Below are 23205 nucleotides of genomic sequence, written 5' to 3'. Positions count from 1 at the left end.
AGCGAAGGGAGTAGTGGAGAGAAAGAGAGGAGGCGAGGAGGCGCGATGAGTGCAAAGCGCACCAGGCACGTGATAATAGGGAATAGCGCCGCCGGGGTGAGCGCGGCCGAGACTATAAGGAGGCTTGACCCGGAAGCCAGTATCACGATCATCTCGGATGAGCCTCACCCGTTCTATTCTCGCTGTCTCACGTCATATTACATCGCGGGGGCTATAAGCGAGGGGGATATGTGCCTCAGGGGCCCGGGCTATTATTCAGAGATGGGTTTTGAGGCGATGCTCGGCCGGAGGGCCGTCAGGATAGACCCTGAGGCGAGAATGGTTTTTCTTAAAGATGAATTTGACGCCGACGCGGGTGACTGCCGGGAGGACTACGCCGGAGTCAGGGTCCCGTATGACCGCCTGCTTATAGCCACAGGCGGGAACGCCAAGCTCCCGGACATCCCCGGGGCTCACCTTGATGGGGTGTTTGTCCTCCGCACATGGAACGACGCGAACCGCATCCTCGCCCGGGCAAGCCGGTCGAAAAAGGCCGTGATCGTGGGCGGGGGCCTTGTAGGCATGAAGGTCGCTCATGCCCTGTATGAGAGGGGCCTTGCCGTGCATATGTTGGTGAGCTCGGGCCGGGTCCTCTCGCAGATGGTGGATGATGAGGCCGGGGAGATGCTGCGGGATCACCTTGAGAAGCACGGCCTCGTGATCGAGACGAGGGCGGATGTCGCGGAGATCACCGGCAGCACTGGCAGCTCCGGAAGGGGCTCTGTAGAGGGGGTCGTCACCAACACTGGAAGGCGCATCGAATGCCAGATGGTCGTGACCGGGAAGGGCGTCGAGCCGAATATAGGGCTCGCCCTGGGCGCGGGGATCGAGACCAATCGCGGCATCCTTGTAGACAGTCGAATGAGGACATCGGTCCCGGATATTTACGCCGCCGGGGACGTGGCCGAGGGGTATGATGTGGCTCACGAAGGCCCGAGGGTTAACGCCCTGTGGACGCAGGCGGTGGAGCAGGGCAAGGTCGCCGGCTCCAACATGGCCGGGAGGGAGCGCGAATATGCCGGGGGCATCGGGATGAATTCCCTGGAGCTGTTTGGAGTCCCCGTGATCTCCATGGGGATCACATCGCCGCGGGTGCAGCCTGGACCTGGAAGTAGCGGGCAGGTAGGAGGCCGGCCAGGAGGTCAGCCTGGAGGGCAGGCGGTGGGGCATACAAGAGAGCACGCAGGGCCGGCGGACCGTGGGGGCCAGGGGTTTGAGGTCCTCTCCCTCAGAAAACCCGGCAACTGGTACAGGAAGCTCGTCCTGAAGGACGGGATGATAAAGGGCGCGATCTTCGTCGGCGGGGTGGAGAAGGCCGGCGTGGTGCTCGCCCTTATAAAGAAACGGGTTAACGTCAACGCAAGCGGCGACGCCAAATACCGGATTCTTCACGACGACTTTACCTTTGCTACATTCATCGACCTCATAGACGAGAAGGCCGGATTCTTTGAGGGAGGAGGGAAGCGAAATGTCCAGAGAATTATGCAAGGCGGCCATTGAGGGCTCGATCATCGCCACAAGCTATGCTGAGATCCTGCTCAACCAGGCCATACGGCGCCATGGCGAGGATAGGCCCGTGGCTTACCCGGATACGGCATACAGGCTACCTGTGATAAGGAGCCTGAGCGGCGAGGAAACCCCGGTGATAGGGGACCTCCCTAAGGTCCTGAATAAATTCAAGGCCAACATAAGGCACGAGCCGACCTTTGAGAATGCGAAGCTCGCCGGGGAGGCCACGCTGTTCGCCGCCGAGATCATCGAGGCTCTGAAATACATAAATGGGGTAGCCCCTTATAATGATCCCTACATGGGCTTCGTTTCGGACGGGGTTTTGAGGAAGCTCGGCGTCCCGCTTGTGGATGACACCATCCCGGGCGTGGCGGTCATTATAGGGGAAGCGCAGGATTCGAAGGCGGCCGTGCAGCTCTTCAGGGAGCTTCAGAAAAAGGGGATACTCGTCATCCTGGTAAACAACATCATTGAGCAACTCCTCGATGAGGGGATGCGCCTGGGCGTCGACTACATGGCGTTCCCGCTCGGGCATTTTACGGCGGCCATCCATGCGGTCAACTTCGCGCTGAGGGCGGGCCTCGCTTTTGGAAATGTGCCTCCCGGCAATAGGGACCAGATGCTGAAATACCAGGCCGAGCGCGTGGATGCCTTTGTCCTCGCCCTTGGGGAGCTGGACGAGGTCAGGATCGCCGCGGAATTTGGCGCTATCCACCTGGGCTTCCCCGTCGTCAGCGACCAGCCGGTTGAGGAGATACCCGGAAAGTTCGTTTACGAGCCGGATTATGTGAAGATGGTGCAGACGGCGCTCGAGCTCAGGAACATCAAGATCAAGATCGTGGATATCCCGATTCCCGTGACTTACGGCCCTGCTTTCGAGGGCGAGAGAATCCGCAAGGAGGACATGTATGTTGAGTTCGGCGGAGGGAGGTCCCCGGCGTTTGAGCTCGTCCAGATGAAATCCATGGACGAGGTCGAGGACGGGCGGATCACCGTGGTAGGCCCGGATGTGGACGAGATACCGGCCGGGACCGCTATGCCCTTGGGCCTTGTGGTCGATGTCGCCGGGCGCAAGATGCAGGAGGATTTCGAGCCTGTCCTGGAGCGGCGCATTCATTACTTCATAAACTATTGTGAGGGGTGCTGGCATATAGCCCAACGGGATATATGCTGGCTCAGGATAAGCAAGGATGCGGTATCGCGCGGCTTCAAGATCAAGCATTACGGCGACATCCTCTACGCTAAATTCAAGTCGGATTTCCCCGCGATTGTAGACCGCGTCCAGGTCACGATCCTGACCGATGAGGCCCAGGTTTTGGAGCATGTGGAGCTTGCGCGGAAGAAGTATGCCGCGCGGGATGCCCGCCTGCGAGGCCTCACGGATGAGGCCGTGGACACGTTCTATTCCTGCACCCTATGCCAGTCGTTTGCCCCCAATCACGTGTGCATCGTGGCTCCCGAGCGGAGCGGGCTCTGCGGGGCGGTGAGCTGGCTCGACGCCAAGGCCTCGTATGAGATAACGCCAACCGGGCCCAATCAGCCGATTCTGAAGGGTGAGTGCCTCGACGAGGTCAAGGGCCAGTGGAAGGGCGTGAACGAGTTCTTGTATAGTGCGTCCCATCGTACACTTGAATCGGTGAACCTCTATACCCTCATGGAAAACCCCATGACGTCCTGCGGCTGTTTCGAGTGCATCATGGCCATCCTTCCCGAGGCGAACGGCGTGATGATCGTGAATCGCGAGTACCCGGGGCAGACCCCGTGCGGGATGAAATTCTCGACCCTCGCCGGGACAGTTGGGGGCGGCGTGCAGACGCCGGGCTTCATGGGCCATGGGAGGGCGTATGTAGCGAGCCGCAAGTTCATACAGGCTGATGGGGGCCTCGCAAGGGTAGTGTGGATGCCTTCAGAGCTGAAGGAATTTCTCAGGGAGGATATCCTGAGACGGAGCGAGGGGCTCGGCCTTGTAGACTTTTACGATAAGATCGCCGATGAGAAGGTGGGGACGACGATAGAGCAGGTGCTGCCCTTCCTCGAAGAAAAGGGCCATCCTGCGTTGAGCATGCCGCCTCTTCTTTAGGTGAGGGCTAATTTTTAGGCTAGGGCTCATTGCAATTGCTGCCCGAGGAAGTCTGGTTAACTCTCTGAGAAGCCCGTTTAACTTTCACACCCTGGTTCAAATCTGATTCGAACTTGATTCAGATCAGATAGGTTTATATAGCTCAGTAGCTCAGTAGCTCAGTAGCTTATTAGTTGTTGCGAAGGAGGTGTATGATATGGGGCTTACGGGTCTAGAAATCTATAAGCTCCTGCCCAAGAAGAACTGCGGGGAATGCGGGCCGCCGACGTGCCTCGCCTTTGCCATGCAGCTCGCGGCCGCCAAGGCATCGCTGGATGCCTGCCCCTATGTGTCCGACGAGGCGCGCCAGGCCCTGGAGTCGGCATCGGCCCCGCCGATCAGGCTTGTGACGATAGGAACCGGGGATGCGAAGCTGGATATCGGCGATGAGACAGTGCTTTTCCGGCACGACAAGACATTCTTTCATGAAACGGGCCTTGCCTTCGAGGTGAGCGATGCCTTAAGCCGTGACCAGGGCCAGGGCCAGGACCAGGCCCGGGACGGGGGTCAGGACGGGCTTGCAGGTGTTGTTTCACAGGTAAACCGCCTGGAATTCGAACGCGTTGGCCAGAGATTGAGGGTGAACCTCATAGCAGTCCGGAATGATTCAGGGGACCCGGCTACCTTCGCGGCGAGCGCCGCTTATATCGTATCTCGCACGAAGCTGCCGCTCATCCTCATAAGCCAGGACCCTGTTGCTATGGCGAGGGCCCTGGATGCCGTAGGGGCCGGGAGACCGTTGATCTACGCGGCTACGCAGGCCAACCTCAAGGATATGGCGGAGCTCGCCAGGAAGTACAACTGCCCGCTGGCGGTCCGCGGCGAGGGCCTGGATGAGCTTGCGAACGTCGCGGACAAGGTGATCAAGGCGGGATGTAAGGACCTGGTTCTCGATCCGGGGAGGACGGGGATCGCGGACCGGCTCGCCGACCTGACCCAGATCAGGCGGCTTGCCATAAAGAAGAAGTTCAGGACCTTCGGGTTCCCCGCCATGGCATTTGTCGGGGCCAGCGACCCCTATCATGAGGCCATGGAGGCGGGCGTGTATATCGCAAAATATGCGGGGATAGTGGTGTTGAAGTCGCGCTATCCGTGGCTCGTGCTCCCCCTCCTCACGCTGCGACAAAACATCTACACCGACCCGCAGAAACCGATCCAGGTTGAAGCGAAGCTCTATTCCGTGGGCGGCGAGCCCAAGGACGATTCACCGCTTTATGTTACAAGCAATTTCTCGCTTACCTTTTTCACCGTACAGGGCGATATCGAGGCGAGCAAGATCCCCGCTCACCTCCTGGTCATCGACACGGAGGGGACATCTGTTCTTACTGCGTGGGCTGCGGGCAAGTTTACGGCGGAGAAGATCGCGGAGGCTCTGGGCGCCCCGGAGGTTCAGGGCAGGGTGAGGCACCGGAGGGTAATCATCCCGGGTTATGTGGCGGCCATGAGCGGGAAGCTCGAGGAGAAGTCAGGGTGGCAGGTGCTGGTCGGGCCTCGCGAATCCGCAGGGATTCCTTCATTTGTGAAGGCGAAGTGGAGCGCGTAGTCGGCAACAGCAATGCGGAATGGCAATGCGACAATACATCGATGCGAGCAACATAGACGCCAGACGCCCGCCCGAGGAGAGTCCTAAAAGAGGCGGAAATTCATGGGCGCAAACTCGGACGATTGATTATTAATTAATGAGCGATATGGGCGGCATGAACGATATGAGTAGCGACAAGATCAACGCAAATGAATGTACGATAACATTCTTACCAGATAATATCAAAGTGACTGTAGGAGAAGGACTGAACCTCCTTGAGGCGGCCCGCCTCGCTGGTATCGAGATTCAGAGCGCCTGCGGCGGAAACGGCGCGTGCGGGAGGTGCGCGGTGATTGTGAGAAGCGGCCTGGTGGACTGCCCTGTCGCCGCCCGCGTGAGCGGGGGAGGGGATGAGGGTGAGGGCGGGCACTTGCGCGTGCTCGCCTGCCAGGCCGTAGTCCGGGGCGACGTCGTGGTTGAGATCCCGCCCGCGTCCAGGCTTGCCGGGCCCGGCGAGCACCAGATCCAGGTCCTCGATGCCCGGGGGGCTTGCCGGCCCGTCCAGGACCTTGCGCAGGATCTCACGCCGGTATTCAGGAGGATTCGCGTGAAGGTGCCCGAGCCCTCCCTCGGGGAGAACGCCAGCGATTTGAGCAGGCTCTACCTTGCTATTCAGGCGGCAGAGTTCAAGGAGGGGGCCAGGCTGCTGCACACAGGCCTCGGGGTGTTGCGGAGCCTCCCGGATGTGCTCAGAAATTCAAACTGGGAGGTCACGGTCTCGCTGGCCGAGATGATCAATGGCTTCGAGATTGCAGAGGTATTGCCTGGCGCCGCCGCGGCCGGGGAGCCTTATTACGGCCTTGCGGTGGACATCGGGACCACCACCGTCGTCACTCACCTTATAGACCTCTCGACGGGCCGGACGGTGGATGTCCGCGGCACATACAACCGGCAGGTCCGCTACGGCGAGGATGTGATCTCGCGGATCATATACGCGGACGAACATGGTTCGGGCGAACATGGTGCCGGGCTCCGGGAGCTCCAGGGCGCCGTGGTTGGCACGATAAACGAGCTTATCGCCCAGGCTGTCGCGGAGCGGGGGGTCGCCCCTGACGCGATAAGGGCGATGGCCTGCGCCGGCAACACCACCATGACCCACCTTTTCCTCGGGATCGTCCCGAGGTACATCCGCCTTGAACCCTACGTGCCGGCGGCGAGCTTCGTGCCGCCCGTCAGGGCTGGTGAGCTCGGACTGGAGATGCACCCGGGCGCGTTGGTTTACTGCCTTCCCGGGATCGCCAGCTATGTAGGGGGAGATATAACATCGGGCGTCCTCGCCACCGGGATCGGGAATTCCGGTGAGATACAGCTCCTTGTGGATATCGGGACTAATGGGGAGATGGTGCTCGGCAACCGCGACTGGCTCCTGGCGTGCGCCTGTTCGGCGGGGCCGGCCTTTGAGGGAGCGGGGGTTAAGTTTGGGATGAGAGCGGTCCGCGGGGCTATAGAGCGGGTCGAAATAGACCCGGAAACGGGCGAGGTCAGGTGCGGTGTTATTGGGGGGGTAAGGCCCCTCGGCATATGCGGCTCCGGGCTCGTGGATTGCCTCGCCTCGCTGCGCAGGGCGGGAGTGATCGAGCGGAACGGCGCATTCAATATGGCCTGCAATATGGCCTATGGAACGGCCTACGGAGCTCGAGAGGGTAAGCGGCATACGAGGCAACGGGGGCAGCGGGTGCGGCGAGGCGACGAGGGGCCCGAGTTCGTGCTGGCCTGGGGGGAGGATAGCGGCAACAGCGAGGATATTGTGATCACCGAGAGCGATGTCAAAAACCTGATACGTTCAAAGGCCGCTATCTACGCGGGAATCAGGGTTTTGTTAAAGATGGTGGGGATGGATCTTGAGGACATATCCAGGATCCTGATCGCCGGCGGGTTCGGCAACTACCTCGATGTTGACCGGGCCATAAGCATCGGGCTCTTGCCCGACCTGCCGCGGGAGCGCTACGTCTATGTGGGCAACGCGTCCGTGAAGGGCGCGGAGCTTTACCTGCTTTCGAGGAAGGCGCGGCGAGAGGCGGAGGCGATAGCGAGGCGGATGACCTATCTTGAACTTAGCGCGGGAAATGACTTCATGGATGAATTCGTCTCGGGCCTCTTCATACCTCACACGGACCTCAGCCTTTTCCCCACGGTGAACGATAGAGAAAGGATGATCCTCTGATGGCATATACAATAGCGGTTGCAGGAAAGGGAGGAACGGGGAAAACCACCCTCAGCGCGCTCTTGATCAGGCGCCTTCTCGAGAGGGGCGGCGCCCCGATCATGGCCGTCGACGCCGACCCAAACGCAAATTTAGGCGAGGCCCTGGGCATGAAGCCCGGGCCCAGTATAGCTGGGATTCTGTCCGAGTGCAATCGCAAGGCGGATTCCCTTCCCAGCGGCATGACTAAGGAAGCATTCATCGAATACAGGCTCCAGGGTTCTATCTCTGAAGGGAAGGGTGTCGATCTCCTTGTTATGGGCGGGCCCGAGGGGCCGGGCTGCTATTGTTATGTGAATAACCTGCTGCGCAAGATGATGGATTCCCTGAGCGGGGGGTATAAGTTTGTTGTGATGGATAACGAGGCGGGCCTCGAGCACCTGAGCAGGCGGACTACCAATGATGTCGATATCCTCCTGGTGACCAGCGACCCGACGATCAAGGGGATACGCTCGGCGAAGAGGATCGATGATCTCGTGGGCGGCCTTTCGCTCAAGGTGAAGGACCGGCGCCTTGTGGTGCTGAAGGCCCCGGGGCCGACAGGCGCCCTGGACGACCGGCTGAGATGGGAGATCGAGGCGGCGGGCCTTCGCCTGGCAGGGGTTATCCCCTTTGACCCTGAGATAGAGGCTAACGATATCAACGGTAAGTCAATAACGGACCTCCCCGGGGACTCCCCGGCCGTGCGCGCCGCGGGGGAGCTATTTACAGGGTTGGGGTTATAGATTTGCAAGATTGGGAGATCGGGGTTATAGATTGGATTAGATTATAGATTGGATTAGATTGGAGGGAAGCTGATGGCGGTCGAGATCCTGAAGGAGCGATGGACGGGCAAGGTGCGTGAGGTCACCATAGGTGCCAAGAAGGATGCCGGGGGAACGCGGGCGAGCGTGGTTACGCTCGGGGGCGCGACGGGTCTACCGTTTTTGCATTTTGAAGGCACGATGCCGAATCCGCCGGGGCTTGCGCTCGAGGTATTCGACATGGTCCCCGAGGAATGGCCGGCGACCCTGGTGGAGCCGTATAAGGATGTACTGGGCAATCCGGTAGAGTGGGCGCAGAAGTGTGTTGAGGAGTATGGCGCTGATCTTGTATTGATCCGGCTTGTGAGCGCTGACCCTGACCTCAAGAATTCCAGCCCCGACGATGCGGTGAAAACCGTGACGGCTGTGAGGGATGCGGTGGGCGTGCCCCTGATCGTGGTGGGGTGCGGCGACCCAGACAAGGATAACCAGGTGATGCCTGCCGTGGGGGAGGCGCTCGCCGGCGAGAATTGCCTTTTGGGCATAGCCAAGCAGGAGAATTATAAGTCCCTGGTAGCGACCTGCATGGTGAATAAGCACAACATCATCGCCCAGTCGCCGCTGGATATCAACATATGTAAGCAGCTGAACATCCTCATTACGGAGATGGGCCTCCCCGCCGAGAATATAGTCATTGACCCGATGAGTGGGGCCCTCGGCTACGGGATCGAATACTGTTACTCAATCATGGAGCGCGTGAGGCTCGGCTCGCTCCAGGGGGATAAGATGTTGGCGATGCCCGTTGTGATCTTCGCGGGTCAAGAAGCCTGGAGGGCGAAGGAGGCGAAGGAGACGGAGGATGCCTTCCCTGAGTGGGGCCCGGAGACTATGAGGGGACCACTCTGGGAGATGATGACGGCGAGCACCCTCCTGCAGGCAGGGGCTGATCTCATAGTCCTGCGCCACCCGCTGGCCCTCGAGAAGCTACGCGAGCATATAGCGGGGTTGATGGCGGATGCCGGGCAGTAGGTGGGTGTAATTAAGGAATATTTATTGGGGGTGATGTTATGCTTTTGGTGGGAGAGCGAATAAACGGGCTATTCAAGGACGTGGCCCGGGCTATTCAGGAGCGCAACCCCGAGCCGATAAGGGCCCTCGCCGTGGCTCAGAGGGACGCCGGGGCGCATTTCCTTGACATAAACACGGGACCTGCCGTGGAAGACCCGGTGGAGGTAATGGGGTGGCTTGTCAAGACCGCCCAGGAGGCTGTGGATCTTCCAATCTCCATCGATTCCATGAACATAGAGGCCATAAGGGCTGGCCTCCGTGTGCACAAGGGGCGGGCACTAATCAATTCCACAACGGGGGAGAGGGCGAAGCTCGAGGCGATCCTGCCCCTCGTAAAGGAGCACAATGCCTATGTAATAGGCCTTGCGATGAATGAAAAAGGCGTCCCGAAGGACGCCAACGACCGCTGCGCCATAGCCATGGAGATCGTTGCAGCAGCCGATGAATACGGCATACCTACCACGGACCTCTTTATAGATCCTCTCATCCTCCCGGTGAGCGTGGCGCAGGAGCACGCTGTGGAGGTTCTGGAAACCATAAGGCAGGTCAAGCTCCTGGCTGACCCTCCGCCGCGCACACTCGTGGGATTGAGCAACGTGTCCCAGAAGACGAAGAATCGCAGCCTCGTAAACAGGGTCTTCCTCGTCATGGCGATGGCGGCCGGCCTCGACGGGGCGATCCTGGACGTGACAGACGCCGAGCTCATGGACGCGATGGCGACGGCGAGGATCCTCCTTAATAAGGAGGTTTACTGCGACTCTTACCTCCAGGTGGCGCGGAGGGCCGGGGGCATGTAAGTGCTGAGCTGGCGGAACAGAGGGATGCCGCCAGCTCAGTGTGCATCAACTGCTGATACTGCTACCCGGAAAAGTCCGGCGGACTTCAGGTCCCGGTAGGCAAGAAATTCTAATCGTTAATCCTTTATGGTCACCGCGTTATTCTTGATCACATCTCTGTACCAGAAGGCGCTCTTCTTCCAAGTGCGATCGCGGTCGGGCGTGCGGTAGTCAACGTAGATGAGCCCGAAGCGCTTGCTGTAGCCATAGGCCCATTCAAAATTATCCATCAGCGACCATACGAAATACCCGGCGACATTAACGCCGTCCCCTATCGCGTGGTGGACCTGGATGAGGTGGGCTTTAATATAATCGAGGCGGTCGTCGTCCTCTGCCTTGCCCGCCTCATTGACCCGGTCTTCATAGGCGGCTCCGTTTTCAGTGATGTAGAGCGGCACGTCGCCGTAGTCGCGCCGGATTCGCGTGAGAAGGTCGTAGATGCCTTCAGGGTACACCTCCCAGCCCATCTCAGTGTACTTGCCTTCGGGCCGCACCGGCGCGCCTCCGATTATGCGGTCCAGCGGGCTTGCGTCGCCTTCGTCGTCCGGTCCGAGAGCGCGGACCACGTTTCTGAAATAGTAGTTTACGCCGAGGAAGTCCACCGGGGACCCGATCAGCTCAAAATCCCCTTCTTCCATCTTGGGGGCCCTGACCTTCTCCTTAAACAGTTCCCATATGTCTTCAGGGTAGGCGCCTTTGAAGATCGGATCCAGAAACCACCTGTTGCTAGTGCCGTCCGCCCGCCGGGCGACGGTCGTATCCGATTCTTCTGAAGATGCGGGGTATACGGGATGAAGATTCAACGTTATCCCGATTCTGCCCTCCTTTATCCCCAGGTCGCGGAAGGCCTGGACTGCCTTGCCGTGGGAGAGCAGCAGGTGATGGGATACCTGGATCGCAGATGGGAGATCTTTGAGCCCCGGCGCGTGCACGCCGAGGGCGTGGCCGGCGTAGGCGGTCACCCACGGCTCATTGTGGGTGATCCACATCGGGACCCTGTCTCCGAGCTCGTTGAAGACTATGGAGGCATATTCTGCAAAATAGTCTGTTGTGGCCCTGTTGACCCAGCCCCCTTTATCCTGTAGCGCCTGCGGCAGGTCCCAATGATACAGGGTAACGGCGGGCTTTATGTCTGCTTCGAGGAGCAGGTCCACGAGGCGGCTGTAAAAGTCGAGGCCCTTGCGGTTGACCTGGCCCTTGCCTGTTGACAGCACGCGCGGCCATGAGATGGAGAAACGATAGGCCGTCACGCCGAGGTCCCTCATGATGCGAACATCGTCGCGATACCGGTGATAGTGGTCGCAGGCCACATCGCCCGTGTCGCCGTTCAAGATGTTGCCGGGCGTGTGGCTGAAGCGGTCCCATATCGACTCGCCCTTTCCATCCTCGGCTGGCGCTCCCTCGATCTGATACGCAGCCGTTGCAACGCCCCACAGGAAGCCTCTGGGGAATTCATACTGGTTCATGGAATTCAATCCTCCTTGATTTTTTATCTATGTTCTCTCATGCCTCTCGTACTGCGATGCTGCATGTGATACTGCGATATTGCATGATAAGAATCCTCAATTTTACGGATTCTATCCTGCTACGTTCTTTCCTGCTCCCATGATTTAAAATGGGTTATAACAAGGAGGAATTTCTAAATCGGCGTCGAAATGTTAGTACTGCCAAGGTAGGAAATATAGAAAAGTAATGACTTAACCTCTATGAATTGCCTATAGTTGTAACATTGATCACTTACATGCAAAGTTCAGTATGTTTTATTGCAGCTCAACTACGATAATAGGGGCAGGTCGGGTTGATAGATAAAGCTAGCACAATACCTTATTACCTTCAAGTGAAAGAGGCCCTCCTGAAGGATATCGCTGAGGGGAAATATCGACCTGGAGATAAAATTCCCGCAGAAGTGGAGCTCTGCAGCATATACGGAGTGAGCAGGCCCACCATACGCCAGGCGTTTGACGATTTGGAGCGTGAAGGTCTGCTGCGACGCGAGAAAGGGCGTGGAACCTTCATAACGCAGCCGGGGATCCGGGTTAAGACTCGCCTTACCTTTCTCGCCCCGGATTTTCATGCAAACCTGATAGGGCGCCCGTTAGCCGAGGAGTTTATGCGCCTTCACGAAGATATCCAGATCAACGTGATCTCGGCTCCATACGAAGCTGTTCATGAGCATTTTTACACCGAATTTATACACCACGCCGGGCATACTGATATAATCATGGTCCCATTTTCGTTGATGCCTGAGTATGTCCTCGGCGGCAAGCTGGAGGTTCTCGATCCATATATACAAGAATCAGGCCTGGACTTCTCTCGCGATTATCTCAAAGGACCTGATGGTCGCCCGGTTATCGACCATACTTGTGCTTTTTACATACCTGGCGTCGGCGAAAGAAGATTCGGGATACCAGTGCAGAATGATGTGTACGTGTTGCTTTACAGGAAGGACCTGTTTTCAAAGTATGGTTTGCAGGCGCCGCGAACGCCTGATGAATACGCTCACGCTGCGAGGGTGCTTACCAATTCGGTTGATGAAAGCGGGGGGCATATCCCCTTCGGAACAGCGCTCAACGCCAAGCGAACCGGCGCTGATCTTGCGGAGGACTTCATAGGCTTTCTCTGGGCATTTGGAGGCGATCTCTTCGATAGCGATCTGGTCCCTATCGTGAATTCGCCGGCGGGACGGAGGGCCCTGGAGTTTTATAAGTCTCTACTCGAATTCTCACCGCCCCAGAGCGTCAACCACAGCGTCTTTGATGGCGTGAAGATAATGGCCGAAGGCGATGTGGCTATGATGATGAACTGGAGCTCTTTGATAGGATGCCTCGAGAACCCGGATTATTCTGAGGTGGCCGGCAAGCTTGGGTATGCCCTCTTCCCGCCCGAGTGCCCTCAGGTCGCCGGCTGGGAGCTCGCCATACCATATGATTCCCAGCACAAGGCTGAGGCGTTTGAGTTCATCAAGTTTGCAACGGGTGCTTCGCCTGATGTCGCAAGGGTTTATATGAACCAGGGCGTCATTCCATATTGGCTTTCCATCGTCCAGGATTCGACATTTAACAAGCGAAACCCATGCGCAGGCGTGATCGAGCGGGCGTGGAGGAAGGGGCGGGGCTGGGGACGTTACAGGGAGGCAAGGGCATTGATGGAGGTTACCTCTCTTTACGGCTCCCATGCCTTGACCGGGGTAATGGGGGTTGAGGACGCCCTTGAGGAGATGGCCAAGGTCTATAGCACCCTTATTAAAAAGGATGTGGAATTCCGCCGGGTTGTAAAAAGCAGCAGATTGCACGAGCTCTCGATGAGGGCGATGGGATAGGGGTAGGGTAGGCACCTAGGCGGCAGTAAGGCCTGCGCCGCAATGCCGCTCGCGGGGGCAAGGGCGGGTGAAAAGATAAGGAGATTTCGCCTGGACAGCATGGATTATGGAGGTGAGCTGGCAAAGAAGTTTTAGACGCAGAATAGGTGCCCGTAGGCGAGTCAAAGTCAAACAGCGTGTAACCCAAGTTATATTAGGAGGGGAAGGCGAATTATGAGAAGACTGGTCCACGTAAGTTTGGTTTGCTGCTTTATCATCATGGTGGTACTGGTATCTGGCGTGTGGGCGGCGCAACCAATACCCGGCGAATTTAGTCAAAATATAAATTGGAAGCAATTCTCTGGACAGACAATCGATGTATTATTCTCGATTCACCCGTGGCAAGAAGCAATTGAGCCCTTGATCCCACAATTCGAAAAGCTGACAGGTATAGAGGTCCGTGTTACCAAGCTGCCGGAGCAGGAATTTTTGACCAAGGTCCCGGCGGACATGACTGCGGGTATATTTGGTTTTGATGTATTCATGAGCCAGTACTATGATGCTCCTAAATATACCCTTGAAAAGTGGACTGAACCCCTCGACGACTATCTCACCAACCCAGCTTTGACTGATGCCAAGTGGTATGACTGGCAGGATTTCTTCCCGGGGGCGCGGGCGGTCGCGACCGTTGGTGCTTCTTACAAAGACAGAATACCTATAACTGCGGAGGCGCAGGTCCTTGTCTATCGCAAGGACATATTTGACCAGCTGGGTTTGAATGTTCCAGATACCTTTGATGAATTGCTTGATGCTGCTAAAACAATACAGCAAAAGACCAAGCTCTACGGCATTACAATACGGGGTGGCCAGGACCTGTGGTGGCCGATGTATGGCGTTGTTCGTTCCTATGGCGGAGATTATATGACGATAAAAGACTTCAAATCCCACATCAATTCCCCGGGGAGCAAAGCGGGAGTGGAGATGTACCTGAAGCTACTTCAGTATACACCCCCAGGGGTGACATCATTCGGCTGGGATGAAATCAATACAGCTATGATCACCGGAAGGGCTGCCATGGTCCTTGACTCTTCTGTAATCTATTCCAGGCTTGAGGATCCAAAGCGTTCCACCGTAGCTGGCAAGATAGGTATAGCTCCATTTCCAAAAGGGCCGGTCGGGCGTATTGCCCATTCGCACTACTGGTCGATCTCACTCAACCCGAAATCAAAGAAGAAAGCCGCCGGTTGGCTCTTCATAGAATGGGCAACGTCCAAACAGATCCAACTGCAGCTGGCATTGAAGGGTGTACTCGCCCCGCGGAGCTCTGTGTGGGGAGATCCTGGCTTTGCTAAGACATTCCCCAAGGATTTTGTCGATAGCGTAGCGACAACCCTTAAGACGGCCGTGATCTCACCTGCCAACATGCGATTCTTTGAAATGATGGATGTTGTCCGCGCCGAGGTGCAGGAGGCTTTCTCCACCAAGAAAGCGCCCGACCTCGCTTCGGTAGATAAGGCATGGCAAAAGATGCTTGCGGAGATCAAGGCAAGCAAGTGACAAGTGGGTTATTGCAGGTGAGTCATTAATAGCTGGTTAATATATCTGGGGTGTCATTAAGGCGGATTGTCTATGGTGATGCCGGGACAATCCGCCGAGTTCGCCTGTTAAAATAAAGCCGCGAGAAGAGAGGAAAAAATGAAACACGGGAGAACCAAGCCACTACCATATCTACTTACCTTGCCCATAACAGTAGTGTTGTTTGTCCTATTGTTATATCCTACCATATATGCGATAACGCTGTGCTTCCAATCCACGGGGGGCGGCACAAACCGACTCGTCTTTGTCGGGCTACAGAATTTTATCAGCTTGTTTACAAGTAACGAGTTCTGGTCTAATAGCTTGAATACATTACTGTTTACAGCGGGCTCTATAATTATGAGTTTCATCCTGGGATTGGGTCTGGCACTTATTCTAAACAGTATAGGTAAGGGCGTAGCTATCTATCGTACCATCTTTATTTTACCCATAGCGGTAAGCCCGGTGGTAACAGGCCTTACCTGGAATATGTTATTGAATCCACTTTACGGGGTTGTAAACTACCTAATAGGATTATTTGGCATAAGACCTCTAGGCTGGACTACAGATATAGCCCTGGCGTTACCTTCGGTGATCATGATCGATGTATGGCAGTGGACGCCATTCATGATGCTGATCCTGTATGCAGGGCTCCAGATGCTTCCTAAAGAACCATTTGAAGCGGCCCTGATCGACGGCGCCTCGCCATTTCAATGCTTTTGGTCTGTTACCATCCCGCTGCTAAAGCCGATTATGGCAATTGCTTTGATCTTCCGTGGACTTGAAGCATTTAAGGCATTTGATGTGATCTACACCATAACTAAGGGAGGTCCTGGTCACGCAACGGAAACCTGGATCATCCGGGCTTACCTGGAGAGCTTCCGTTTCCACAGACTGGAGGTCGGGGCCGTAATAGGCGTGATAATGCTAATAGTGACCCTCATAATATGCAAGAGGGTTGTGCGCGTCCTTGATCAATAAGGCAGGGGTGAGTAAGAATTGGGAAGGAAAAGAAAGGATGCCATGCTCTTAAACCTAGCTAAGCATATTATTTTAACAATAGCGGCGATAGTGGTCTTGTTCCCGTTACTTTGGATAATTCTACAATCGTTTAAGAGCTCCTTTGATGCCATTGCTATCCCACCCAAATTCATTTTTAAGCCTACTCTCCAAAACTACATTGCAACGCTACATAGACATGGATTTCTTTCTGCATTTCGAGATAGCTTAATTGTAGGACTTGGTTCGGTTGTCATTACTTTACTAGTGGGCACCCCCTTCGGCTATGCCCTATCTCGTTTTAGGTTCCGCGGACGAGAGGACATTGGTTTCTTTGTGCTTTCTACAAAGATGATGCCCCCTATAGTGGTTATCGTTCCATTTGTTCGCATCTTCCACTACCTTGGTATAAGTGACACCTATATAGGATTAATACTGGCTGGTATCCTGGTGAACCTAGCCCTCGTAGTTTGGATGATGAGGGGCTTTTTTATGGGTATACCTCAGGAACTCGAGGAAGCAGCAATGGTTGACGGTTGCTCCCAGGTTGGAGCATTAAGAAGCATTGTTGTGCCTTTAGTTGCACCGGGTCTTGTTGCGACTGCAATGTTGAGTTTTCTATTCGCCTGGAATGAATTTATATTTGCCTTGAGCTTAACGAGTTTTAATGTTCGCACCCTGCCAGTGTATATGGCGACGGAGTTTGTGGGCTACTTGGCGGTGGATTGGGGAGGATTGTCGGCAGCCGGGGTTCTCGCCATATTGCCGGGATTGGTCTTCATTATTGCTATCCAGAAGCATCTCGTTCGGGGTCTCACATTTGGAGCGATAAAGTAAGTAACCAATAGGGAATCTCGCAATACTATTTAGGATTCTGGGATGTATGGAGGTAACGTAGATGAACACGGAGCAACTTGATCGGATCAAGAAGCTACAGGATGGAGTTCGTACGATCGTCGAAAGCCCTGAGAATGAAAGAAGGATTGCTTTTTGGGAAAAACAGGAGGGAGATGCTAGAGACCACTGGCGTGGCATTCCAAAGAGGGGGAGCCGTAAGGCGCCCTTTTACGCCGATTGTGAGAATTCCATGTGGTCGAGGATTCTTGGCTTTGATTTGAAAGAATATTACAATGATCCGGCGGTTTACTTGGAAAGCCAGCTAAGGATGATGCTGTTTCGCTTTAGAAACTTTGATGATGATGCCTGCGCTGGCAAGGTCGTTCCCATTTGGCTTGGCGTCCCATTTGAGCCTAGTTTCTTTGGCGTGGAGGTAGTTTTCGAGCCTGGAGCAGATCCCTGGATTGGGAAAAAACCAGTTATAAACGACGAATCTGATTTAGCTCGTCTTCCCAGGCCGGATTTTTATAAGAGCGGGCTGATGCCCGTCGCTCACAGGCTTTATAGCGGCATCGGAGAGCTGCTCGATGAGGATTTTACAGTGGCCTTTCCCGAATGGGGCCGTAGCCCCTTCGCTGTAGCGTTGCACCTGAGAGGCATGGACAGGATAGTCATGGATATGTACGATCGGCCGTCTTTTGTAAGAGAGCTTATAAATTTTATTGCTGAATGCCGGATGGAGTGGACCAGGGAGCGTTTCAAGTTTATGAAGACGCTGATCCAGCCTGGGAATCTCTATAATGATGAGGTCAATTGTCCTCTCTTATCGCCCGGTATGTATAGGGACTTCGTCTTACCATCAGAACAAAGGCTCAGCGCATTTCACGGCGGCATCGCATACTGGCATAGCTGTGGTAATACAACCGACTTAATGAGGTACATCAAGGAGATCCCTAATTTACGCATGTTTCATAGAGGTCCATGGACTGATCTAAATGCAGCCGTTGAAGTCTTCGGTCCGGACATTGCGATTGAGATATGTTTGGATCCCGCGTCTGATATTCAAATGGCCACAGAGGAGAGCATGCGCCAACAGGTAGAGTGGATAAAGGCTACCTGCGACGGGCGGGTGGATTATACAATTCGTATAGAGGGGTCTGTAATCGATTCGGCTGATAAAGCATTGCAGAAGGTAAAGCAGTATGTTGATGTGACCAGGAGTGTCTTAGGTTGACGGATGTCTTGAGTCGACGAATAACCGGCAGCAAATCTGGAGGAATTCTATGAAATGCGCGCGTGGGCGGGGTGTGAGCTGGCAGGGCCAGAGGCGAAAGGCCTGCCCGCTACATCCCCCCGCTTCGTGTACCGTGGGAAGGATGTATATCTACAAGGCTTCGTATCGGTTGCCAATATCTACGCGTTGAGTATGCGCTGTGTACTCGCCAAAGGCTTTTCGCGTTAAAGGCTTTTTAAGTGATCATTTTTGGAATCAACGCCTTCCAGGATCGTATAGGCTGAAGAATCAAAAGGGGTTCGAACATATCCCCGATTTGCCCTGTACCAGTACTATTCGGGACTTTTTAGGAGTCCATGGCCCGCACAATGCGTTGACTGGAATATATGCCAATGGTAACCTGGTATCAGGATAAGCATGATATAAATGATGAGTATGATGTCCGTACCAGGATACCCGCATTACATGTCAATATCGTATTCAGTTCTAAAAAGATGAATAATTGTCTATTATTTAACCGCCGCTTCGCCGGGCGCGTTGCTGTCTGGTGATGGATTCGAGAACGGCGGGAAGTCACGAATCCCTAGCTTAGACACATGGCACATAGAGAGAAGAGAAAGGATGGCGTTGTGCTATGCAGGAAGTCAGCTGCCGGGAGATAGCCGAGATGATCGACCACTCTCTCTTGCGGCCGAATCTTACAGACGATGATATAGTTAAAGGTTGTGAGATTGCAAAGAAGTACAACGTAGCCTCGGTGTGTGTCCGGCCGAGCGATGTGACCCGGGCGAAGGAACTCCTGAAAGACAGTGATGTCCTGGTTACCACGGTTATTGGGTTCCCCCATGGAGCCCACACTACTGCAACCAAGCTTTTTGAGGCTGAGGAGGCGATAAAAAACGGCGCAGTTGAAATCGATATGGTTCTAAACATCGGGAAGTTGCTTTCGCACGATTATGATTATATAGAGAGGGAGATCAAGGCGATCGTTGAGATGGCGCACGCCCGCGGGGTCGTGGTTAAGGTTATCCTCGAGAACTGCTACCTGACGGATGAGTTGAAGGTGATGGCTTGCCAGATTTGCGAGCGGGCAGGTGCTGATTATGTCAAGACATCGACGGGTTTCGGACCAGGTGGCGCGACGATACCAGACATCGAGCTCATGAGGCGCTCGGTCAGCCCGAAGGTGAAAATCAAGGCCGCGGGCGGGGTGAGGACGCTCGAGGCGGCGATACAGGTAAGGGCCGCCGGTTGCACCAGGTTCGGCGCGACAGCGACCGAGGCCATCATGGAGGAATGTCTCAGGAGGGAGGCGGAAGGCGGGCCCCGGGCGTCTGAGCCAGATCGATAGGATCGATAGGCTGACTCTAGAGGATTCTAAATATGGCTCAAGTTGAAGACACTGCCATAGTGCCATTACCATTCGTATCATTCGGGAGGGAATGAGATAGATATGGATAATATGTATTTTCCCAATCTTTTTCAACCAATCAAGATTGGAAATGTTATGATTAAAAATCGGATAGTTCATGTCCCAACCGACATAAGCTCCGCCGACGCGGACGGCGGCATCAACGAGCGAGTCATCGCCTATCACGCTGAAGTGGCGAAGGGAGGGACGGGTTTCATTATCGTCGGGGCCTCAACGCCCGATAAGGAAACCGGCCGTCCCACGGTGACTTGCATTTCCGTGGACAGCGATATCTACATCCCAGGCCTGCATCGTCTCGCATCTGCAATGCAGCGCTTCGGGGCGAAGTGCGCCGTGCAGATCCAGCATCCAGGCCGCCAGGCGGCCGTGCCGCGCTATGGTCAGGTATCGTGCAGCGATATGATCAGCGATCTCCCCGGCTCAGCAGGCCATGAGGTGGTCTATGCTGGAGGACAGAGAAAGGGCAAGATAGCCCGTGCCATGACTGTGGAGGAAATCTACGACCTGATAGAAAAGTTCGCCGAGGCTGCATGGCGGGTGCAACAGGCGGGGTTCGACGCTGTCGAGCTCCATGGAGCCCATGGCTACCTCATCGCCCAGTTCATGAGCCCCTACACCAATAAACGCCATGATCGCTTTGGTGGCTCGCTGCGAAACAGGATGAGGTTCCCGCTCGAGATCATAGCTCGCATCAAGGAGAAGTGCGGTGACGACTTCCCCGTGCTGATCCGCTACTCGGGCGACGAGTGGATCGAAGGGGGCCGCGATATAGAGGAGAGCAAGAAGGTGGCCAAGATGTTCGAGGAGGCGGGAGTTGCTGCTCTCGATATAAGCGCGGGCATATTCGATGTCCCCGGCCCCACAATGGATCCCATGTATTACCCGCAGGGATGGAACACTTATAGCGCAGAAGCGATCAAGAGCGTGGTTAAGATCCCTGTCATCACGAGTCACACACTTCGAGATCCTGAGTATTGCGATAGGATCATTCGGGAAGGCAAGACGGACATGGTCGGCCTCTCCCGTCAATTGGTTGCCGATCCTTACTGGGCGAACAAGGCAAAAGCGGGAGAGACGAAGGAGATCCGTAAGTGCATATCGTGCCTGGTCGGGTGCTGGCAGGAGTCCCTGATGATCAAGCGCGAAATGCGATGCGCTATAAATCCTGCGGTCGGTGACATGCGCTTCCTCAACATGAAGCCGGCCCGGAAGAGCCTCAGGGTGGCCATCATAGGAGGTGGCCCGGCGGGCATGGAGGCCGCTAGGGTCGCGACGATTCGCGGGCACAAGGTTACGATATTCGAGAAGGACGGCGAGCTAGGCGGCGCAATGAGATATTGTTGCATGGTGCCCGGCAAGCAAAAGATGAAATGGTACATGGACTGGATACGCCGGCAACTCGAGAAGCTCAACGTCGATGTTCAGCTGCGCAGGGAGGTAGCGGGCCCTGATGATGTAAAGGACTTCGATGTGGTGCTTTGCGGGACCGGAGCCAGGACCTTGAGGCCCGACATACCCGGCATCGACAGGGCAGTGACATTTGAGGATGTCATGGGGTGCAACAAGACTACTTGCGAGTATCACCCCACCGACAAGGAGCCGCCGGTCGAGACCGGGCAGAGGGTGCTTGTATGGGGAGATCACTTCGCTGCCGCCGACACAGCGGAGATGCTGGCCTTCCAGGGCAAAGAGGTGACGGTGGTGACCGAGGCCCGTGAATTCGCTTCAAACCTTGAGCCCATTCACAGGGACGTTTTGATGAAGAGGCTCGCAGGAAGTAATGGTGAGGGGTTGAAGGGCCGGACGATCGAGATACCTGCGAAGATATTCACCAGCACGATCGTAAGGGAGATAGGCGAAGGGGAGGTCGTTGTCGAGGATAACAAATTCAGGCGGACGAAGCTGGCCATTGATACCGTGGTCCTCGCCCACACAGTGCCCGATAACGAGCTCTATGAGAAGCTCCTCGCTGCGGGCATAACGGTCGCCAATATGGGGGATTCGGTGAAGGTCAGGAATGTGCGTGGTGCTGTCACCGACGGCGCTGATCTCGGACTTACGCTTGACGATGATATCTTTATGAACGCTAACGGCACATTGGCGTACGGCCTCCCTCTCGACGTAGTGTGTGCAAAATGAACAGTATTAGAAGAGTTCTCAACATGGCAGGAGGTGGGATTCAATAAGTCAAGGACGCGATTCAAGGATATCCGGGTAAAGGGGGTAGATCATAGGGTAGATGATCGGGTCTTGCAGGGATTTAGGGACGAAAGGCAATGCTGGGTTTCATTATCTCTCGGGTTCGATGCTAGAAGGAGGCTAAAACTACTTTAGTATCAGGGAGGTAATGCGTAACTATGAAACGTCTTTCCTACATTATAGTCATGTTGACCCTCGTGTGCTTAATGGCGATCAGCGTCAATGCTGGAGCGAGCGGAAAAGTGTTGCACATTCTCACGCTGAACTGGCCTCAGGCTACGATAGAGCAGAAGCTCGCCGACCAGTATTTCACCCCCAAGACGGGCATCAAGGTCGTGGTCGAGGCTCTGCCCTATGCCTTCTGCGAACAAAAGGCGAAGCAGGAACTCGCAGGCAAGAGTCCATATTACGATATCATAAACTACGACTCCCAGTGGCTTGGCGGGTATGTGGCGGCTCAAGGCCTCGAGAGGCTTGATACGAAGGAATACCTGCAGGCGCCGGGCTGTCCCGTTTCCGTGGATACATTCATCCCGGAAGTGTGTTTACGCCTCATGACCTATCCTAACAATGAGGAACAGCTATTTGTCAAGAAGGACTACGAGGCTGCTAAGAAGGCCCCGGTCTACGGCCTTCCCTGGAGCTTGAATGCCCAGATCCTGTTCTACCGCAAGGACCTCATTCCGACGCCACCGAAGACGTGGTACGAGTATAAGGAGCTTGCAAAGAAGTTCAATGATCCCCCGCGCATGTATGGCACCACATTCTCTGCATCGCGCACTGCAGACTTCATATCCATGGACTACTTCCCGATGATGTGGAGCTGGGGAGGCTCGCTGTGGGACGAGGACGAGTGGAAGGCTGAGGGTGTCGTCAACAGCAAGCAGAATATTGAATCCCTGGAGTTCTTTGCATCGTTCTACAAGGAGGGGCTTGCCGCCCCGGACACGCCGAACTATCAAATGGACGAGAAGCTGAACGCTCTGACCCAGGGCAAGGTTGCCCTCTGCGAGGAGTGGAACCTGGTCGGAGGGCTGATGGACAATCCAGCCATATCTAAGGTTGTTGGCAAGATCGGGTTCGCACCGTTGCCAGCGGGCCCAAAGGGCCGGGTGGCCATGTATGGGTGCCAGGGCATGGGCATCAACCGGTATTCCAAGAATAAGAAGGAAGCCTGGCAGTACATGCTGTGGTTCGTTTCCAAGGAGACGCAGCAAAGGCTCCTCAGCATACCAGAGGCATCATTCTTCTCGTCGAGGAAGGATATGATGGAGGCCAACAGGGCTAGCAATCCCTGGAATCGCGCTTTTGCGGACTCGATCCCATATGTGCGCGATTTCTGGAATATCCCGCCATATGCTGAGTTGCTCGATACCATCCAGAAGGAGTTGAACCTGGTCTATAGCGGCAGGGCGAGCGCGAAGGAAGCCCTGGACCATGCAGCCAAGATACTGGATTCCATTTACGACTCCAACAGGCAGTATAAGCCTAAAAATGACTAAATAGTGGATTAGGAACTTAGGAAATATGAA

The 23205-nt window shown here is 55.5% G+C and carries 16 protein-coding genes; 15 read left to right on the top strand and 1 reads right to left on the bottom strand.

Annotated elements, in window-relative coordinates; translation table 11 throughout:
• The first annotated feature begins 45 nt into the window (after window positions 1-45).
• The 7 genes from HPY71_12320 (at window position 46) to HPY71_12290 (ending at window position 10060) form a co-directional block, all read left to right on the top strand.
• Entirely contained in the window at window positions 46-1539 is a 1494-nt protein-coding gene (locus tag HPY71_12320) for an NAD(P)/FAD-dependent oxidoreductase (protein NPV54281.1), read from the top strand.
• Window positions 1508-3628, top strand: a complete 2121-nt coding sequence (gene cdhC, locus HPY71_12315) for a CO dehydrogenase/CO-methylating acetyl-CoA synthase complex subunit beta (GenBank protein ID NPV54280.1) — start codon at window positions 1508-1510, stop codon at window positions 3626-3628. Before HPY71_12320 ends, cdhC begins: the two co-directional genes overlap by 32 nt.
• A 196-nt stretch (window positions 3629-3824) precedes the next feature.
• A complete protein-coding gene (locus HPY71_12310) occupies window positions 3825-5210 on the top strand; it encodes an acetyl-CoA decarbonylase/synthase complex subunit gamma (protein ID NPV54279.1) in 1386 nt (461 codons plus the stop codon).
• 163 nt (window positions 5211-5373) lie between these two features.
• The gene (locus tag HPY71_12305) at window positions 5374-7413 is read left to right on the top strand and encodes a DUF4445 domain-containing protein (GenBank protein ID NPV54278.1); all 2040 of its coding nucleotides are present in this window, start codon (window positions 5374-5376) and stop codon (window positions 7411-7413) included.
• Window positions 7413-8177: an AAA family ATPase gene (locus HPY71_12300; GenBank protein NPV54277.1), complete on the top strand. Its 765-nt coding sequence runs from the start codon at window positions 7413-7415 to the stop codon at window positions 8175-8177. The genes HPY71_12305 and HPY71_12300 overlap by 1 nt, the downstream gene beginning before the upstream one ends.
• Window positions 8178-8249: 72 nt before the next feature.
• A complete protein-coding gene (locus HPY71_12295; protein ID NPV54276.1) occupies window positions 8250-9224 on the top strand; it encodes an acetyl-CoA decarbonylase/synthase complex subunit delta in 975 nt (324 codons plus the stop codon).
• A 38-nt stretch (window positions 9225-9262) separates the two neighbouring features.
• On the top strand, window positions 9263-10060 hold the full coding sequence (locus HPY71_12290) for a methyltetrahydrofolate cobalamin methyltransferase (GenBank protein NPV54275.1): 798 nt from the start codon (window positions 9263-9265) through the stop codon (window positions 10058-10060).
• 116 nt (window positions 10061-10176) lie between these two features.
• On the opposite strand, the gene HPY71_12285 is transcribed toward HPY71_12290, so the two are convergent.
• The gene (locus HPY71_12285; protein ID NPV54274.1) at window positions 10177-11565 is read right to left on the bottom strand and encodes a beta-glucosidase; all 1389 of its coding nucleotides are present in this window, start codon (window positions 11563-11565) and stop codon (window positions 10177-10179) included.
• 332 nt (window positions 11566-11897) lie between these two features.
• Here HPY71_12285 and HPY71_12280 point away from each other — a divergent pair, with 332 nt between their 5' ends.
• The 8 genes from HPY71_12280 to HPY71_12245 all read left to right on the top strand — a co-directional run bounded on the left by HPY71_12280 (window position 11898) and on the right by HPY71_12245 (window position 23175).
• A complete protein-coding gene (locus tag HPY71_12280; protein NPV54273.1) occupies window positions 11898-13418 on the top strand; it encodes an extracellular solute-binding protein in 1521 nt (506 codons plus the stop codon).
• Window positions 13419-13631: 213 nt separating this feature from the next.
• Window positions 13632-14954 (top strand): sugar ABC transporter substrate-binding protein, encoded by a 1323-nt coding sequence (locus tag HPY71_12275; protein ID NPV54272.1) that lies wholly within the window; start codon window positions 13632-13634, stop codon window positions 14952-14954.
• A gap of 378 nt (window positions 14955-15332) precedes the next feature.
• A complete protein-coding gene (locus HPY71_12270) occupies window positions 15333-15953 on the top strand; it encodes a sugar ABC transporter permease (protein ID NPV54271.1) in 621 nt (206 codons plus the stop codon).
• 18 nt (window positions 15954-15971) lie between these two features.
• Complete coding sequence (locus HPY71_12265) at window positions 15972-16808, top strand: carbohydrate ABC transporter permease (GenBank protein ID NPV54270.1); 837 nt, start codon at window positions 15972-15974, stop codon at window positions 16806-16808.
• A 61-nt stretch (window positions 16809-16869) separates the two neighbouring features.
• A complete protein-coding gene (locus HPY71_12260; protein NPV54269.1) occupies window positions 16870-18042 on the top strand; it encodes a hypothetical protein in 1173 nt (390 codons plus the stop codon).
• Window positions 18043-18676: 634 nt separating this feature from the next.
• A complete protein-coding gene (gene deoC / locus HPY71_12255) occupies window positions 18677-19393 on the top strand; it encodes a deoxyribose-phosphate aldolase (GenBank protein ID NPV54268.1) in 717 nt (238 codons plus the stop codon).
• 102 nt (window positions 19394-19495) lie between these two features.
• Window positions 19496-21613 (top strand): FAD-dependent oxidoreductase, encoded by a 2118-nt coding sequence (locus tag HPY71_12250; protein NPV54267.1) that lies wholly within the window; start codon window positions 19496-19498, stop codon window positions 21611-21613.
• Between the two features lie 218 nt (window positions 21614-21831).
• On the top strand, window positions 21832-23175 hold the full coding sequence (locus tag HPY71_12245) for a sugar ABC transporter substrate-binding protein (GenBank protein ID NPV54266.1): 1344 nt from the start codon (window positions 21832-21834) through the stop codon (window positions 23173-23175).
• The last annotated feature ends 30 nt before the right edge of the window (window positions 23176-23205 follow it).

It is taken from the genome of Bacillota bacterium, from assembly GCA_013178125.1.
Taxonomy (GTDB): Bacteria; Bacillota; SHA-98; order Ch115; family JABLXJ01; genus JABLXL01.
This window is presented reverse-complemented; position numbering and strand designations above follow the sequence as displayed.